The 14,732-nt window shown below is 64.4% G+C and carries 14 protein-coding genes; 6 read left to right on the forward strand and 8 right to left on the reverse strand.

The window, feature by feature from the left end:
* Together ACODSK_RS11880 and ACODSK_RS11885 are read right to left on the reverse strand one after the other, a co-directional pair.
* Window positions 1–212: IS3 family transposase (locus ACODSK_RS11880; RefSeq protein ID WP_489016178.1), on the reverse strand; the 212-nt coding region annotated here is incomplete at its 3' end.
* 134 nt (window positions 213–346) lie between these two features.
* Window positions 347–655, reverse strand: coding sequence for a transposase (locus tag ACODSK_RS11885; protein WP_489016179.1), 309 nt, complete (start codon window positions 653–655; stop codon window positions 347–349).
* Window positions 656–1,013: 358 nt separating this feature from the next.
* Here ACODSK_RS11885 and ACODSK_RS11890 point away from each other — a divergent pair, with 358 nt between their 5' ends.
* The 3 genes from ACODSK_RS11890 to ACODSK_RS11900 all read left to right on the forward strand — a co-directional run bounded on the left by ACODSK_RS11890 (window position 1,014) and on the right by ACODSK_RS11900 (window position 5,037).
* Window positions 1,014–1,523: a sigma-70 family RNA polymerase sigma factor gene (locus ACODSK_RS11890; RefSeq protein WP_489016181.1), complete on the forward strand. Its 510-nt coding sequence runs from the start codon at window positions 1,014–1,016 to the stop codon at window positions 1,521–1,523.
* 3 nt (window positions 1,524–1,526) lie between these two features.
* Complete coding sequence (locus ACODSK_RS11895) at window positions 1,527–2,462, forward strand: FecR domain-containing protein (RefSeq protein ID WP_489016183.1); 936 nt, start codon at window positions 1,527–1,529, stop codon at window positions 2,460–2,462.
* Between the two features lie 106 nt (window positions 2,463–2,568).
* On the forward strand, window positions 2,569–5,037 hold the full coding sequence (locus ACODSK_RS11900; protein ID WP_489016185.1) for a TonB-dependent siderophore receptor: 2,469 nt from the start codon (window positions 2,569–2,571) through the stop codon (window positions 5,035–5,037).
* A 133-nt stretch (window positions 5,038–5,170) separates the two neighbouring features.
* On the opposite strand, the gene ACODSK_RS11905 is transcribed toward ACODSK_RS11900, so the two are convergent.
* On the reverse strand, window positions 5,171–6,394 hold the full coding sequence (locus tag ACODSK_RS11905) for an MFS transporter (RefSeq protein WP_489016186.1): 1,224 nt from the start codon (window positions 6,392–6,394) through the stop codon (window positions 5,171–5,173).
* Between the two features lie 113 nt (window positions 6,395–6,507).
* Between ACODSK_RS11905 and ACODSK_RS11910 the strand changes: the two genes are divergently transcribed.
* Window positions 6,508–7,281, forward strand: coding sequence for an AraC family transcriptional regulator (locus tag ACODSK_RS11910; RefSeq protein WP_489016188.1), 774 nt, complete (start codon window positions 6,508–6,510; stop codon window positions 7,279–7,281).
* A gap of 260 nt (window positions 7,282–7,541) precedes the next feature.
* Here ACODSK_RS11910 and ACODSK_RS11915 read toward each other — a convergent pair whose 3' ends face one another.
* The 4 genes from ACODSK_RS11915 to ACODSK_RS11930 form a co-directional block, all read right to left on the reverse strand.
* Window positions 7,542–9,977: a TonB-dependent siderophore receptor gene (locus ACODSK_RS11915; protein ID WP_489016190.1), complete on the reverse strand. Its 2,436-nt coding sequence runs from the start codon at window positions 9,975–9,977 to the stop codon at window positions 7,542–7,544.
* 104 nt (window positions 9,978–10,081) lie between these two features.
* Entirely contained in the window at window positions 10,082–11,020 is a 939-nt protein-coding gene (locus ACODSK_RS11920) for a FecR domain-containing protein (RefSeq protein WP_489016191.1), read from the reverse strand.
* A 4-nt stretch (window positions 11,021–11,024) separates the two neighbouring features.
* Window positions 11,025–11,519 (reverse strand): sigma-70 family RNA polymerase sigma factor, encoded by a 495-nt coding sequence (locus ACODSK_RS11925; protein ID WP_489016193.1) that lies wholly within the window; start codon window positions 11,517–11,519, stop codon window positions 11,025–11,027.
* A 256-nt stretch (window positions 11,520–11,775) separates the two neighbouring features.
* A complete protein-coding gene (locus ACODSK_RS11930; protein WP_489016195.1) occupies window positions 11,776–12,642 on the reverse strand; it encodes a LysR family transcriptional regulator in 867 nt (288 codons plus the stop codon).
* A gap of 91 nt (window positions 12,643–12,733) precedes the next feature.
* On the opposite strand from ACODSK_RS11930, the gene ACODSK_RS11935 reads away from it, so the two are divergent.
* Together ACODSK_RS11935 and ACODSK_RS11940 are read left to right on the forward strand one after the other, a co-directional pair.
* The gene (locus ACODSK_RS11935) at window positions 12,734–13,174 is read left to right on the forward strand and encodes a multidrug/biocide efflux PACE transporter (protein ID WP_489016197.1); all 441 of its coding nucleotides are present in this window, start codon (window positions 12,734–12,736) and stop codon (window positions 13,172–13,174) included.
* A gap of 285 nt (window positions 13,175–13,459) precedes the next feature.
* Window positions 13,460–14,095, forward strand: coding sequence for a hypothetical protein (locus tag ACODSK_RS11940; protein WP_489016199.1), 636 nt, complete (start codon window positions 13,460–13,462; stop codon window positions 14,093–14,095).
* A 39-nt stretch (window positions 14,096–14,134) separates the two neighbouring features.
* Here the strand turns inward: ACODSK_RS11940 and ACODSK_RS11945 are convergent, their stop codons facing one another.
* Window positions 14,135–14,677 (reverse strand): hypothetical protein, encoded by a 543-nt coding sequence (locus tag ACODSK_RS11945; protein ID WP_489016200.1) that lies wholly within the window; start codon window positions 14,675–14,677, stop codon window positions 14,135–14,137.
* Window positions 14,678–14,732 lie beyond the last annotated feature (55 nt).

Here is a 14,732-nt window from a genome sequence, read left to right on the forward strand (position 1 = left end):
GGCTCGAAGTTGCGTTCGAGCAAGTTTTTGGCCACAAAGGCTTCGACGCCTCTGGAACGATATTGATGTCGGCGGCGCTGCCTGCTGGTCAGACTTGCCTCCTCCATGAGTTTTCCTGCCAGATGCCTTCCCACCTTGATCTGCTGGGCCTTCAGGCACTGAGAGATCATCCTCGCACCGGCACTTCCCCGGCTTTCGGCATGCAACTGCACGACTTTTGCCCTGAGTCCGTCACGCTTGAGATTCGGCGTTGAACGGCGACGGTGCCAGTCATAAAACGCGCTCCGGGAAACACCCAGCGCACTGCAAACCTGGCTTGTCGGATACGACTCTCTCAGTTCTTCGATCAGGAAAAACGACCGGGATCCGACATCAAGAGAGCCGTAGCCTTTTTTAAGATTTCGGCCTCGGTTTCCAGCCGTTTGATCTTGGCTCGTAGTTGCTGAAGCTCTCGCTGTTCTTCGCTGATCGCCTTGGTACCTGCCACTGGCTGACCCTTCTGGCGCTCTTTGCGAACCTGATCAACCCAACGCCGCAACGCCGTAGGGCCAACCTGCATCGACGCACAGACGTCGGGAACTGAGCAGTTGTCATCGAGAACCATGCCAGCGCAACGTTGTTTGAACTCGCGGGTATAGGTCTTTCGTTCTTGCATGGAACCTCCTGAATGGGCGAATCATATCGCCCTTAAGAGGTGTCCGGGATCATTAGGCCAGTTCAAGCCAGCTCCCACAAGTTCCTGTGTCGGGCCTGGATCCTGCGGCTGGCCCGGTACCCTGTGGGAGCCGGCTTGCCGGCGATGAGGCCATCAGCTTCGACATCGATCTGCCGGCCGGATTGTTCTTGCGGGCCTCATCGCTGGCAATGCCAGCTCCCACAGGTTCTACGTCTGACCTGCGCCCGGTGCTTGCCCGGGATCCCTGTAGGAGTCTGAACCGCGTTCGTTCTTGCCTTCCGTCGACCAGCTCGTGTTAAATGAGATTCATTACCACTTGTTTCCGTCCGGTCCCTCCATGTCCTCCGCCGACCTCTCCCTGCAAAAAGCCGTGCATTCCCTGTACGAGGATCATCATTCCTGGCTCTGTGGCTGGCTGCGCAACCGACTCGGCTGTGTCGAGCATGCGGCGGACCTGGCCCAGGATACCTTCATCCGCGTTATCACCCTGCGCAAGGCCGCCGAGCTGCGCGAGCCGCGAGCCTATCTGAGCAGTGTGGCGCGCAGCCTGATGATCGATCTGTTCCGCCGTCGTGCACTGGAGCAGGCCTATCTGGAGGCGCTTGCAGCTCGCCCCGAGGCACTGGAGGTGTCCCCGGAAACCCGCCTGCAGATCATCGAAACCCTGGTGGAAATCGACCGCCTGCTCGACGGCCTGGGCGGCCGCACCCGGGAAATCTTCCTGATGGCCCAGCTCGATGGCCTGAGCTACGTGGAGATCGCCCGGCGCCTGGCGGTGTCGGTGACCACGGTGAAGAAGCATGCGGTACGGGCCTTGACCCATTGCCTGCTGCTGGTCGGGGACTGAGCCGTGAGCCTGCCCCGTGACGTGCTCGAAGCCGCCGCCCGGTGGTATGTCGAGCTGCGCTGCGAGCCGAACGCGGCAACCCGTGCCGCACACCAGCGCTGGCTGGACAGCGATCCACGCAACCAGCAGGCCTGGGCCCGGCTCGACAAGTTGCAGGGCACCTTCGGCCAGGTTGCCCCGCAACTGACGCGCAGTGCCTTGGCCGGGGCCCGGGCCAAACGGCGCGAGGTGCTCAAGGTGCTGTCGATCCTGCTCGCCAGTGGCGGCGCCGGTACCCTGGCCTGGCGCGGCACGCCGGTGCAGGCCTTGCTTGCCGACCAGCGCACCGCTACCGGCGAGCGGCATGCCCTGCGCCTGCCCGACGGCAGCCGCTTGCAGCTCAATACCGCCAGCGCGGTGAACATCCGCTACAGCAACGAGCTGCGCCAACTCGACCTGGTCGAGGGCGAGATCCTCGTGGAAACCGCTCGCGATGCCCTGGCCCGGCCCTTTGTCGTGCACACCGCCGAGGGCAGCATCCGAGCCCTCGGCACGCGTTTCCTGGTCCGCCGCGATGCCGGGCTGAGCCAGGTCAGCGTCCTGGAGCATGCGGTGGAGGTGCGTTGTGCGACGGGCGCCCAGGTGCAGCGTGTCGAGGCCGGCCAGCGCCTGGCCTTCAGTGCCGAATCTCCCGGCCCATTGCGCGCGGCACTGCCCGGGGCGGATGCCTGGAGCCGCGACCTGCTGGTGGTCAGCGACTGGCGCCTGGGGGATTTCATCGCCGAACTGCAACGCTATCGCCCTGGCCACCTGGGCTGCGCCGATGCCGTTGGCGATCTGCGGATTTCCGGGGCCTTCCAGTTGGGCGACAGCGATATCGTGCTGGACAACCTGACCACCACCTTGCCGGTGCGCATCCGCCGCTTCAGCCGCTTCTGGGTGCGGGTCGAGGCGGCCTGAAGATTTTTTCACCCAGGGGGTTATCGATTGCGGAACTGCTTCGACTTGTAGGTAGAGGCGCCACAGAGACGCCATTCATCACTGCCACAGGGCGAAAGGAAACCGCATGTCCCGTTCCGTCATCACTCCCTTGAACACCCCGGTCCTGCGCCGGGCGATCCGCTGCGCACTGCTGGGTGCGGCCCTGGCCGCTCCCGCCGGGCTGCTGTTGGGCACTGCTCCGGCACTGGCGCAGGAGCAGGTCGAAATGAGCTTCGATATCGCCCCCGGTCCGCTGGACAGCGCGCTCAGCCAGTTCGCCGCCAACGCCGGGATCACCCTGTCATTCGACCCGGCCCATGCTCGTGGCCTGAAGTCGCCAGGGCTGCGCGGCCGCTACCCGGTCGATGCTGGGCTACGCCAGCTGCTGGCCGGCAGCCGCCTGACGGCGTTGCGCCAGGCCAACGGCAGCTATTCGTTGCTGCCGGCAGCCGGCGAGGGGGTGATGCAACTGGACGCCACCAGCATTACCGGCGCTGTTGCCGAATCGGCCTGGGGCCCGGTGGACGGCTATGTCGCCAGTCGCAGTGCCAGCGCCACCAAGACCGATACGCCGATCCTGGAAATCCCCCAGAGCATCAACGTGGTCACCGCCGAGCAGGTGCAGAACCAGGGCGCGCGCAACCTGACCCAGGCGCTGCGCTACACCCCGGGCCTGAACATCGGCGGCTTCACCGACCGCAACAGCATCGCCGACGAAATCACCAGCCGCGGTTTCGCCCCGACGCCGCTGTATTTCGATGGCGCCTACGTGCCCTACGCCGGCAGCCTCGGCGGCGCGCCGCAGATCGATCCCTACACCCTGGAACGCATCGAAGTGCTCAAGGGACCGTCCTCGGTGCTGTTCGGGCAGAACCAGCCGGGCGGGCTGATCAACATGGTGTCCAAGCGTCCGACCAGCGAAGCGCGCAACCAGGTCAGGCTCGGCGCCGGCAGCTACAACCGGGTCAACGGAGCCTTCGACAGCAGCGGGCCGCTGGATGAGCAGGGCGAGTTCGCCTATCGCCTGATCGGCCTGGCCAACAAGGGCAACGAGCAGGTCGACCACACCCATTCCGAACGCACGCTGCTGGCACCAAGCCTGAGCTGGACGCCGAACGAGGCGACCAGCCTGACCCTGCTGGCGCAGATCCAGCACGACGAGGGTGCGCCCGACTACCAGTCGTTGCCGCGGGTCGGCTCTCTCGACCGGGGCCCGAATGGTGAGCGTATCGATCGCAATTTCTACTCCGGCGACTCGCGCTACAACGACTATCGGCGCGACCAGTTGATCCTCGGCTACGAGTTGCGCCACGACTTCAACGACGATCTGACCCTGCGTTCCACCGCGCGCTATATCGATATTCGCGACCGCTATCGCGGCTTCTACCTGCGCAGCTTCGCCAGCGATGGCGCCGGCGGCACCGACTACACCCGGGCCAACCGGACCAAGCTCGACTGGCGCCAGCACAACATCGCCTGGACCCTGGACAACAACCTCGAATACACCTTCGCCACCGGCGCCTTGCAGCACACCGCCCTTGTGGGCGTCGACTACCGTCACTTCAGCCGCCGCTACGATGGCTACAACGCCAACAACGTGCTGCCGGTGGACCTGTACGGCAAGAACAACTACGACACTTCGAGCGTGGTGCCGACCCTGGATACCCGCTGGGACAACACCGTGCGCCAGACCGGGCTCTATGTGCAGGACCAGATTCGCCTCGACCAGTGGGTGCTGACCATCGGTGGCCGCCAGGACTGGGCCGAGCTGGACAACAAGGACCTGCTGGCGCACTCCATCGCCTCGCAGCGTGACAGCAAGTTCACCGGTCGCGTCGGCCTGACCTACCTCACCAGCTTTGGCCTGGCGCCCTATGTCAGTTACTCGCAGTCGTTCCTGCCCAGTGTCGGCACCGAAGCGCCGGAGCGCGGCGGCAAGGCGTTCGAGCCGACCGAGGGCGAGCAATACGAGTTGGGGGTGAAGTACCAGCCGTGGGAGAAGACCCTGCTGACGGCCTCGCTGTACCAGGTCAAGCAGAAGAACGTGCTGACCGGCGATACCGAGTACCCGCAGTACCAGGCCCAGGATGGCGAGGTGCGGTCGCGGGGCGTGGAACTTGAGTTGAAGACCAGCCTGGAGGCCTTCGACGTGCTCGCTGCGGCGGGTTACATCGACTCCATCTACACCGCCAGCACCTACGGCGACGAGGGCAACCGCAGCGAGGCGCAGGCACCGGTTTCGGCGAGCCTGTGGGTGGACTATCACGTCACGGCGGCCGGCCTGGATGGCCTCACCGTTGGCGGTGGTGCGCGCTACACCGGACGCAAGCCGGGAGATTCGTCGAACTCCTTCGACGTCCCGGCCTACACCGTGTACGACGCCACCCTGCGTTATGACCTGGGACGGCTGCAGCCGAGCCTGCGCGGTTTGCAGGCCAGCCTCAATGTGCAGAACCTGTTCGACCGCAAGTATGTGTCCGACTGCAACTACTCGTTCGGTTGCTACTACGGGCAGGAGCGGGTGGCTTCGGTGCAGATGAGCTACGACTGGTAAAGCGTTCTGCGTTGATGCCAATGGCTTCATCGCTGGCAAGCCAGCTCCCACAGGTTATGCGCCGAGCACAAGTACTGTGGCTGGCCCAAAATCCTGTGGGAGCCGGCTTGCCGGCGATGAGGCCATCAGTCATTCAGACCCCTTTGGTCGACGGCAGCAGGATGGTCAGGATCCCCAGCAACGGCAGGAACGAGCACAGGGTGTAGACCTCGGTGATGCCGTGGATGTCCGCCAGGTGCCCGAGCAGTGCCGCGCCGATGCCGCCGAAGCCGAACATCAGGCCGAAGAAGATCCCGGCGATCATGCCGACGTTGCCCGGTACCAGCTCCTGGGCATAGACCACGATGGCGGAGAACGCCGAGGCCATGATGAAGCCGATGATCACGCTGAGTACGCTGGTCCAGAACAGGTCGGTGTAGGGCAGCGCCAGGGTGAAGGGCGCAGCACCGAGGATCGAGAACCAGATCACTGCCTTGCGTCCGATGCGGTCACCGATCGGTCCGCCGAAGAAGGTGCCGGCTGCCACTGCGCCGAGGAACAGGAACAGATGCAACTGCGAGCTGGCCACCGACAGGTCGAACTTCTCGATCAGGTAGAAGGTGAAGTAGCTGGTGAAGCTGGTCATGTAGAAGTACTTGGAGAACACCAGCAGGGCGAGGATCACCAGGGCGAAGGTCACCCGGCGCCGCGACAGGCCGTGGGTGGCCTTGGTCCCGGCCTTGAGCTTGAACAGGCTCAGGTGGTTGCTGTACCAGCGGCTCAGCTTGTACAGGACGAACATCGAGAACAGCGCCACCAGGCCGAACCAGGCCGTGTGGGTTTGCCCGTAGGGAATGATGATCGCCGCCGCCAGCAGCGGGCCGAAGGCGGAGCCGGCGTTGCCGCCGACCTGGAAGGTCGACTGGGCCAGGCCGAAGCGGCCGCCCGAGGCCAGGCGGGCGATGCGCGAGGCTTCCGGGTGGAAGGTCGAGGAGCCGATGCCGACCAGCGCCGACGCCAGCAGGATGGCACCGAAGCTGCCGACGAAGGCCAGCATGATGATGCCGACCAGGGTGCAGATCGAGCCGACCGGCAGCAGCCATGGCTTGGGATGGCGGTCGGTGTGGTAGCCGACCCAGGGCTGCAGCAGCGAGGCGGTGAGCTGGAAGGTCAGGGTGATCAGGCCGATCTGGGTGAAGCTCAGGCCGTAGCTGGCCTTGAGGATCGGGTAGATCGACGGCAGCACGGCCTGGATCAGGTCATTGACCAGGTGGGCGAGGGCGCAGCCGGCGATGATCTGCATCACCAGCGGGCTGCCGGTGCTGGTGCTGGCTGTGGCTGAGACGGGTGGAGCGGTACTGGCTGTTGTAGTGGACATGCGGGACCTTCCGGAAATAACTCGACACACAAGGAGAAAGCGAGCTTATGCTAGGCGCCCCTCGGTCGCCTGTCTCGCGCGATTGGGACAATGGCTGTCGAGAAACGGGCAAGATGATCAGACCACTGGAAGAATTCGTTCGCGATATCGACCGCGGCGACTGGCGCGTTATCAGCAGCGCCACCGACTACCCGGAAAACTGGCACATCCAGCCGCATTCCCACGAGAAGCATCAACTGATCTACGCCATCGAAGGGGTGATGGTGGTGCACTCGGCCGAGGAGCAGTGGACCGTGCCGCCCAGCCGTGGCATCTGGATGCCGCGCGGGCAGGAGCATTCGATCCGCTGTGTCGGCCCGGTGAAGATGCGCAGCGTGTTCATCCAGCCCGACGATCAACTGCACCTGCCCCGGCAGACCTGCGCGGTGAGCATCTCCAGCCTGCTCAGCGAACTGATCAAGGTCTCGGTGGAGATCCGCCATCCCTGCGCTCCGGACTCCCGCGAGGCGCGGGTCCTGCGGCTGATCCTCGACGAGCTGGAAATCCTCCCGACCTTGCCATTGAACCTGCCGCAACCGCAGGAACCACGTCTGCACAGGCTCTGCGCGGCGTTGCAGGACAACCCCGGCGATAACTCGACCCTGGCGGACTGGAGTGCGCGTCTGGGGCTGGATGAAAAGACCATCCAGCGCCTGTTCCAGCGCCACACCGGGATGACCTTCGGCCAATGGCGCCAGCAGGCGCGCTTGCTGGCGGCGCTGGAGCGGATTGCCCTGGGCGAGAAGATCATCGAGGTGGCGGGGGCGCTGGGGTACGACAGCCCGAGTGCGTTCAGTGCGATGTTCCGGAAGCATTTCGGGCGCACGCCGAGCCGGTTCTTCAACTAGCAGTGGGGACCAATCGCTGCCCGGGTATCTACACATCTCTCTCAGGTACAACACGGACCTTGTGGGAGCCGGCATTGCCGGCGATGAGGCCATCAGATTCGACATATTCCCTGCTGGTCTGTGTTGTTCTTACCGGCCCCATCGCTGGCAAGGCCAGCTCCCACAAGTTTCTGTGTCGGGCCTAGATCCCGTGGTCGACCGGAACCTGTGGGAGCCGGCTTGCCGGCGATAGGGCCAATGGCTGCGGCACCTCCTTCGGATCAGTAGGCGTAGCGCAAGGTCGTCATGAAATTACGCGGTGCCCCGTACAAGCCGGCCGCCGTGGTAGTCAGGTATTCCTTGTCGAACAGGTTGTTGACGTTGACCGTGGCCGACAGCGACGGGGTGATCTGGTAGCGCGCCATCAGGTTGGCGATGGCGTAGCTGCTCTGGGTGGTGGCGTAGCTCAGGGCGTAGCCGGTTTCGCTCTGCCAGTTGACCCCGCCACCCACGGTCAGCTTGTCCAGCTCGCCAGGCAGGCGGTAGCTGGTGAACAGCTTGACGCTGTTGCGCGGGATCTCGGTGACGATGCGCTTGTCATCCGAGTTGAAACTGACGTTGTAGGAGTAGCCGCCGGTGACCTGCCAGCCTTCGCTGATCTCGCCATTGACCTCCAGTTCCACGCCTTCGCTGGTAGTGCCGCTTTCCGCCTTGTAGGCCTGGAAACCGTTGGGTTGCAGCAGGCCGCCGTCGGCCACGGCGAGGTTGTCCTGTTCGACGCGGAACAGCGCCAGGCTGGTGTTCAGGCGGTCGTCGAGGAAGCCGGCCTTGATCCCCACCTCATAACCAGTGCCTTCCTGCGGATCCAGCGGGGTGCCGTTGACGTCGCGGATATTGGCGTTCTGCGGGTTGAAGATCTGCGTGTAGCTGGCGTACGCGGTCCAGGTGTCGTCGAGGTCGTAGACCAGGCCGGCATAGGGGATGACGATGCCGGTCTCGGTGCGCTCGGTCCTGGTCACCGCGCCGGTGCTGTACAGCCGGCTCTTGCTGTCGCGGTTCCAGTCCACCACCCGCGCGCCGAGGATCAGGCTGGCGGCATCGGTCAGGTGCCAGCGCGAGGTCAGGTAGGCGGCGTACTGGGTCTCGGTCAGGTCGCTGTCGCCGAGTTTTTTGAACACCGGCTTCGGTGTGTGCCCGTCCCAGGCGAAGATGTTGTCGATGGTCCCGGCATAACCCGAGCTCGCCCGCTGCCAGCCGCCGTAGTTGGCGGTGCCGCGCTCCTCGATGCGCGACAGGGTGACGCCGCCGATCAATTCGTGCTCGCGGCCGAACAGGTCGAAGCCGCCGGTGAGGTAGGCGTCGATGTTGTCCTGGGTCGGCGCGGCCTGCCAGCGGGTCGGCATGATGAAGGCGCCGCTGCCGTCGGCCATGTCGATTTCGCCGTCCATGTAGGCGACCACCGTGTCGTAGTCGTTGCGCGCGTGGCTGTATTCCAGCTTGCCGCTCCAGCCATTGGCGAAGTGGTGTTCCAGCGAGGTGAACAGGGTGCTTTGCTGGCGATCGTAGTAGGACCAGTCCGGCGAGGTATTGAACGAGCGCTTGATGTCGGTACGCCCGCCATCGGTGGTGAACAGCGGGAAGCCGGTGCGCATCGGCGCGTTGCTGTGGGTCACCTGGTGGCTGAAGCCGGCGGTGAACAGGGTGTCCTCGTCCAGGTCGATTTCGCCGATGCCGTAGAGGGTGGTCAGTTCCTGGCTGAAGCGGTCGATCCAGGCATGCTGGTTCTTCTGCTCGGCGACGAAGCGTCCGCGCACGTTGCCGGCGTCGTTCAGCGCGCCGCCGACGTCCAGGCTCAGGCCATAGCGATCCCAACTGCCGGCTTCGGCGCTGATCAGCACCTGTGGTTCGACGGTCGGCCGCTTGCGGATCAGGTTGATGGTCGCCGACGGGTTGCCCAGGCCGCTGATCAGGCCGGTGGCACCACGGACCACTTCGACGCGGTCATACATCGCGGTGTTCTGCGTGTAGTTGTCCATGTTCGCCGAGGTCGGCACGCCGTCGATCTCGAAGTTGCGGATGGCGAAGCCGCGGGACATGTAGGCGGTGCTGTCGGCGCCGAGGCTTTCGCGGATCACGGTGATGCCGGTGGTGGCGTCGAGGGCGTCGGTGAGGTTGTCGAGTTTCTGGTCTTCCAGGCGCTGGCGGGTGAGCACCGTGATCGACTGCGGGGTTTCCTTGAGCGACAGGTTGAGCCGCGTCGAGCTGCTCGACGACTCGGTGGTGTAGGAGCCGGAGCCTTCGGTGGTGGAGCCCGGCGCCTTGCCGGAAATGCTCAGGGCGCCGAGCTCGATGGTGGAATCGCCGCTTGCGGTGCGGGGCATCAGCAGGTAGCTGCCGTTGCCGTCGCGACGGGCTTGCAGGCCGCTGCCTTCGAGCAGGCGGGCGAGGCCGTCTTCCACCGAATAGTCACCGTGCAGGCCGGGGGACGACAGGCCCTGGACCTGCTCGCTGGGGAAGGCGAAGGTCACCCCGGCACGGGCGGCGAACTGGCTGAGTGCAACGCCGAGCGGGCCGGGGGCGATCTCGAAGCGTGCTACCTGGGTCTGCGCCATGGCCACGCCGGGCACGACCATCACGGGGCTGGCCAGTGCCCCCAGCAGGGCCAGATGGACAGCGCGGGCCAGGGGTGTCGCGGCGTGCTTGGCAAAACGGGACATGCGGATTTCCTTCGGTTGGCGTGGCAGAAGTGCGGCAGTTGTCGCCGCTTCAGTGCATGGCCGAACGAGAATGAAAATCGGCAACCCTTGAGACGAAAGTTTTTTCACGCCGCATCGAGACGCACCCAGTAGCGGGTCAGATAGCGAACGCGGATGGGCAGGGAGCTGGCCAGGTAGCCGAGGACGGCGTCGCTGTCGTCGAGGCGGAAGGCACCGGTGACCTTGAGCCCGGCCAATTCGTTGGCACAGCCCAGGTAGCCCGGGCGGTAGCGGCCCAGTTCGTGGAGCAGGCGCGGTAGCGGCCAGTCCACGGCCATCAGCATGCCGCGGGTCCAGGCGTCGCTGGCGTCGGCCAGGGGCGTGATGTCCTGCAGATGCTGGCTGTCGAAGGCCGCTTGCTGTCCGGCCTCGATGCGCTGGACCCGCTCAGGCGCGCTGCCGGGGCGTATCTCCACGGCATGCTCGAACACCCGCACTTCGCTGCGCCCGTCATGGCTGTAGACGCTGAAGCGGGTGCCAAGGGCGCGCACGCTGCCTTGCGGCGTGTGCACCAGCAGCGGTCGATTGGCCGGGTCCTTGGCGGTTTGCAGCAGCAGTTCGCCGCGATGCAGGCGGATCTCGCGCAGTTCACTGTCGTAGTGCACATCCGCTGCGCTGTCGGTGTTGAGGATCAACTGGCTGCCATCGGCCAGTTGCAGCTCGCGACGTTCGCCCTTGGCCGTACGGTACTCGGCCAGGCGCGACGACAGCGGTTCCACCGCCAGCAGGCTGGCGCCGCCGGCACTGGCCATCAGCAACAGGCCGAGGACCTTGTTCACCGCACGCCGGCGCGCCCGCACATCGGCCAGGGTCGGCAGGGCCAGGTCCGGCGAGAGCAGGGACAGGCGCTGTTGCAGGTGCTCGACCTGGGTCCAGGCCTCGGCATGTCGCACATCTTCGGCCAGCCAGTTGCGCCAGGCCTTGCGCTCCTGTTCGCAGCCCGGCGCGGCACTGAGGTTGACGTACCAGGTGGCGGCGGCTTGCAGCACTTCGCGATCGAGCATGGCGTCAGCCCTGGGCCAGCAGCAGGCATTGGGTGATGGCGCGGACCATGTGCTTCTTCACCGTGGTCACCGACACCCCCAGGCGTTCGCCCACCGCGACATAGCTCAGGCCCTCCAGTTGCACGGCGAGGAAGATGGTGCGGGTGCGTTCGCCGAGCTCGTCGAGCATGACGTCGACGGCGGTCAGGGTCTCGATGATCAGCAGGCGGGTTTCCGGGGAGATATCCGTGGCTTCCGGGCGCAGGGCCAGGGCGTCGAGATAGGCCTGTTCGATGGCGCGACGGCGGAAGCGGTCGATCATCAGCGCCCGGGCGATGGCGCTGAGGTAGGTGCGCGGCTCGCGGATCGCCTCGACATTGCGCGCGCTGAGCACCCTGACGAAGGTGTCCTGGGCCAGGTCCGCGGCATCGCTGGAATTGCCCAGGCGTGTGCGCAGCCAGGTGTTCAGCCAACCGTTGTGCTGCTGGTAGAGGTGGTGCAGGGCGGAGGAGTCGGACATGGCAGGGAAAGGTATTGAGAATTATTCGCTGCATTGTTGGTGAAACGGGTGGGGATAACAAGTCGGCATGAGGAGCTGTTCACCCGCAAAGAACAGATCCAGGAGCAACGCGGACCCTGTGGGAGCTGGCTTGCCAGCGATAGCTGTGGTGAATTCACCGACGTCATCGCTGGCAAGCCAGCTCCCACAGGGGGCGCGTCGCTATCTGAAATTGTGGAGATACCCATGCAGCCATAGGGCAGTCAGCAGCGAAACCCTAGTGTGGCCAGGCCTCCACCAGAAAATCCCGCACCGCCTTGATCCGCGCACTTTCCCGCAGCGAGCGGTGGGTGCACAGCCACACTTCGCGGGTCAGTCCGGGCATGTCCATGACCAGTTCCAGGGTGGGCGTGAGCCGGGCCGTGCGCTTTTCGACGATGCCCAGGCCGGCACCGGCGATCACCCCGTCGTAGATGCCCAGGGTCTGGTTGCAGCGCAGCCATGGCGGCGGGGCGCCGTCCAGGCCTTGCCACCAGGTTTCCAGGTCCTGGTCCAGGCGCGACTCTTCCAGCCCGACGAAATCCAGGCGCGCCCAGTCCCGTGCGGCCACGGCCGGGCGGTGCTGGTCGAGGTAGCGGTTGGCGCCGTACAGGGCGAACTCGATTTCACCGAGGGGTTCGGCGATCAGGTCCCTGGTTTCCGGCTCGGCATAGCGCAGCGACAGGTCGGCTTCGCGGCGGGCCAGGTTGACCGGGTGCGGGGTGGTCAGCACCTCCATGTCCAGCAGCGGATGGCGCGGGCGGATCGGCGCCAGCAAGGCGATGACCAGGAACGACAGCCATTCATCGGCATTGACCCGCACCGTGCCTTCGACGCTTTCCGGCGAGTCGGCCTCGCGCAGGATCTCGTTGGCCGCGCCTTCCATCTGCTCGGCGAAACCGGCGATGCGCTGGCCGAAGGCGGTGGGCAGACAGCCGGTGGAGCTGCGTTCGAGCAGTTGCCCGCCGAGTTGCTCCTCCAGCGCATCGAGGCGCCGCGACAGGGTGGCGGTACTCAGGCGCAGGCGCTGGGCCGCGCGTTTCAGATTGCCGGTCCGGACCACGGCCAGCAGCACATGCAGGTTGTCCCATTCCAGGCGTTTCATATTTGCAACCAGTGCTTGGGATATTGGCTGTTGAGGTACGGAAATGTAGGTCATAAGCTGGCCGGGTTCAACGTTTCCAGGAGTGGCTGACATGACCACCGACAAGACCCTGACTACCCGAATCGTCCATGCGCTGGGCTTCGAATTCTTCGCACTGCTGCTGTGCGCACCGACCATCGCCCTGCTGATGGACAAACCCTTGATGAGTGCCGGGCTGCTGACCCTGGCCATCTCGGTCACCGCTACGCTGTGGAACATGCTCTACAACGTCATGTTCGATCGCCTGCAGGCGCGCCTGGGCTTCCAGCGCACGCCGCTGGTGCGTATCGCCCATGCCCTCGGCTTCGAGGGCGGGCTGATCCTGGCGGTAGTGCCGGCGGCGGCCTGGTGGTTGTCGATCAGCCTGGTGGAAGCCTTCCTCATGGAGGTGGGGCTGCTGGTGTTCCTGCTGCCCTACACCTACCTGTACAACCTGGGCTTCGACAGGCTGCTGGAGCGGCGTCAGCGCCTCACTGTGGCGTTGAAGCCCTGAGCCTTAGCGCTCTTGCAGATGATGGGCGAGTCGCCATGTCACAGCAGCGCCTCGGTTAGGCTGCGCGACCGGCCATCATCCAGGTACCCGGCCCTCGAATTGATCTGTTTGATCAGCTCGAGTGGGTTCAGGGGGATCTTCAGGAAGCATTTCGGGCACTCCCGGCCGGCTTTTCACCTGGCGCGATTTTTTCGTAACTGTCCTTTTGCCATCATTGCGAACTCTTTAGAATCCATACGCGTTCTCCGCTGGTGGAGGCGCATTCGAATGATCAAGGAAGCTGTTATGCATGTAGGAAAAGCGCTGGGCCTGTCGTTGGCACTTACACTGAGCGGTTGCGCCAGCTTCACTTCGGACCAGGTAGCACCGGTGAGCATGCCGTCGATGGCCAGCTACACCAACAAACCGAACGTTTATGTGGATTTTGACTTCTATCAGGGTGAACCGCAGCAGGCCTCTGCCGTGGAAATGCCTGGAGCCCGTGACTCATTGCGTCCGGCACTGCAGAAGACCCTCAATGATTCGGGCCTGTTCGGTCGTATTACCCTTGACGAGTTCCAGAAGCAGCCGGGCGACTACACCTTGCGCTTGAAGGTCTATAACCACGGTGCCAACGGTGGCCAACTGGTGATGGCTGCCATTAGCGGTTTCAGCTTTGGCGTGATTCCGGCTATGGCTACCGACCAATACACCATGACCCTGGAGGCGCTGGATCAGCAGGGTGCTTCGCTGCACAACATCAGCAACCACGACGAGGTCAACACCTGGATCGGCCTGATCTTCATTCCGCTGATGGTCAAGACCCCGACTGCTGCGGTCAATGACACCTTCACCCGTCAGGTCAATGCCCTGCTCAAGCAGATGGTGGAGAGCCAGCAGTTGAAATACTCGGCGCTGGAGTTGCGCACACCACGGGCTTGAATGGAGAAAGAGCCGCTGATACGGCTCTTTCTCTGTGCGTCACTTCATCGCCTGGATGAACAGCGGATCGCTGTACAGCGACTTCAGAAGGTCCTGGACCATCGGGTTGTAGGAGTTGGCGGCGGCAGGGATGGCAACGGCGCCGACGAAGTGACTCTCCCAGGTACGAGTCACGGATTTTGTCTGGTCGTAGATCACCTGGTCGCTGTTGCGCAGGGTAAAGCGTGCCTGCAACTCGCCCTGGCCGGTGCTCGAACCTGCGGTCAGATCGCTCTTGAGCACCAGCACGTCCAGATGGCGCTGCGATTTGGCATCGAGCAGGCCGGCGCGACCCAGCTCATCGTTGATCGCTTCCTGGATGTGCAGGGGGATGCTGCCGCTGGGCGAACGGATCGGGTTGTTCCGCACGGTCAGCGCCTGCTGTTCCTTGCCGGCCTTGACCTCGGCGCGGTCCACTGCCTGCAACGGCGCATGCTCCTTGAGTTGCTGGACGTTGGCGTAGCTCGGCTCGTAGCGAGCCATGTTTACACCGCAGCCTTGCAGGACGAGTATCAATGGAATGAGCAGAAGGGATTTTTTCATGGTGCTTCCTGGCATTTGAATGAGGCGGCGGATTATCTGGTGATGGCCGTTGGCC

The sequence above is a fragment of the Pseudomonas sp. FG98 genome (assembly GCF_057808595.1).

What these genes read in the sequence shown, in the direction of transcription:
- ACODSK_RS11885 (WP_489016179.1), bottom strand. Translation starts at nt 655, where the DNA reads ATGCAAGAACGAAAGACCTATACCCGCGAGTTCAAACAACGTTGCGCT.
- ACODSK_RS11890 (WP_489016181.1), top strand. Translation starts at nt 1,014, where the DNA reads ATGTCCTCCGCCGACCTCTCCCTGCAAAAAGCCGTGCATTCCCTGTAC.
- ACODSK_RS11900 (WP_489016185.1), top strand. Translation starts at nt 2,569, where the DNA reads ATGTCCCGTTCCGTCATCACTCCCTTGAACACCCCGGTCCTGCGCCGG.
- ACODSK_RS11905 (WP_489016186.1), bottom strand. Translation starts at nt 6,394, where the DNA reads ATGTCCACTACAACAGCCAGTACCGCTCCACCCGTCTCAGCCACAGCC.
- ACODSK_RS11910 (WP_489016188.1), top strand. Translation starts at nt 6,508, where the DNA reads ATGATCAGACCACTGGAAGAATTCGTTCGCGATATCGACCGCGGCGAC.
- ACODSK_RS11915 (WP_489016190.1), bottom strand. Translation starts at nt 9,977, where the DNA reads ATGTCCCGTTTTGCCAAGCACGCCGCGACACCCCTGGCCCGCGCTGTC.
- ACODSK_RS11920 (WP_489016191.1), bottom strand. Translation starts at nt 11,020, where the DNA reads ATGCTCGATCGCGAAGTGCTGCAAGCCGCCGCCACCTGGTACGTCAAC.
- ACODSK_RS11925 (WP_489016193.1), bottom strand. Translation starts at nt 11,519, where the DNA reads ATGTCCGACTCCTCCGCCCTGCACCACCTCTACCAGCAGCACAACGGT.
- ACODSK_RS11930 (WP_489016195.1), bottom strand. Translation starts at nt 12,642, where the DNA reads ATGAAACGCCTGGAATGGGACAACCTGCATGTGCTGCTGGCCGTGGTC.
- ACODSK_RS11935 (WP_489016197.1), top strand. Translation starts at nt 12,734, where the DNA reads ATGACCACCGACAAGACCCTGACTACCCGAATCGTCCATGCGCTGGGC.
- ACODSK_RS11940 (WP_489016199.1), top strand. Translation starts at nt 13,460, where the DNA reads ATGCATGTAGGAAAAGCGCTGGGCCTGTCGTTGGCACTTACACTGAGC.
- ACODSK_RS11945 (WP_489016200.1), bottom strand. Translation starts at nt 14,677, where the DNA reads ATGAAAAAATCCCTTCTGCTCATTCCATTGATACTCGTCCTGCAAGGC.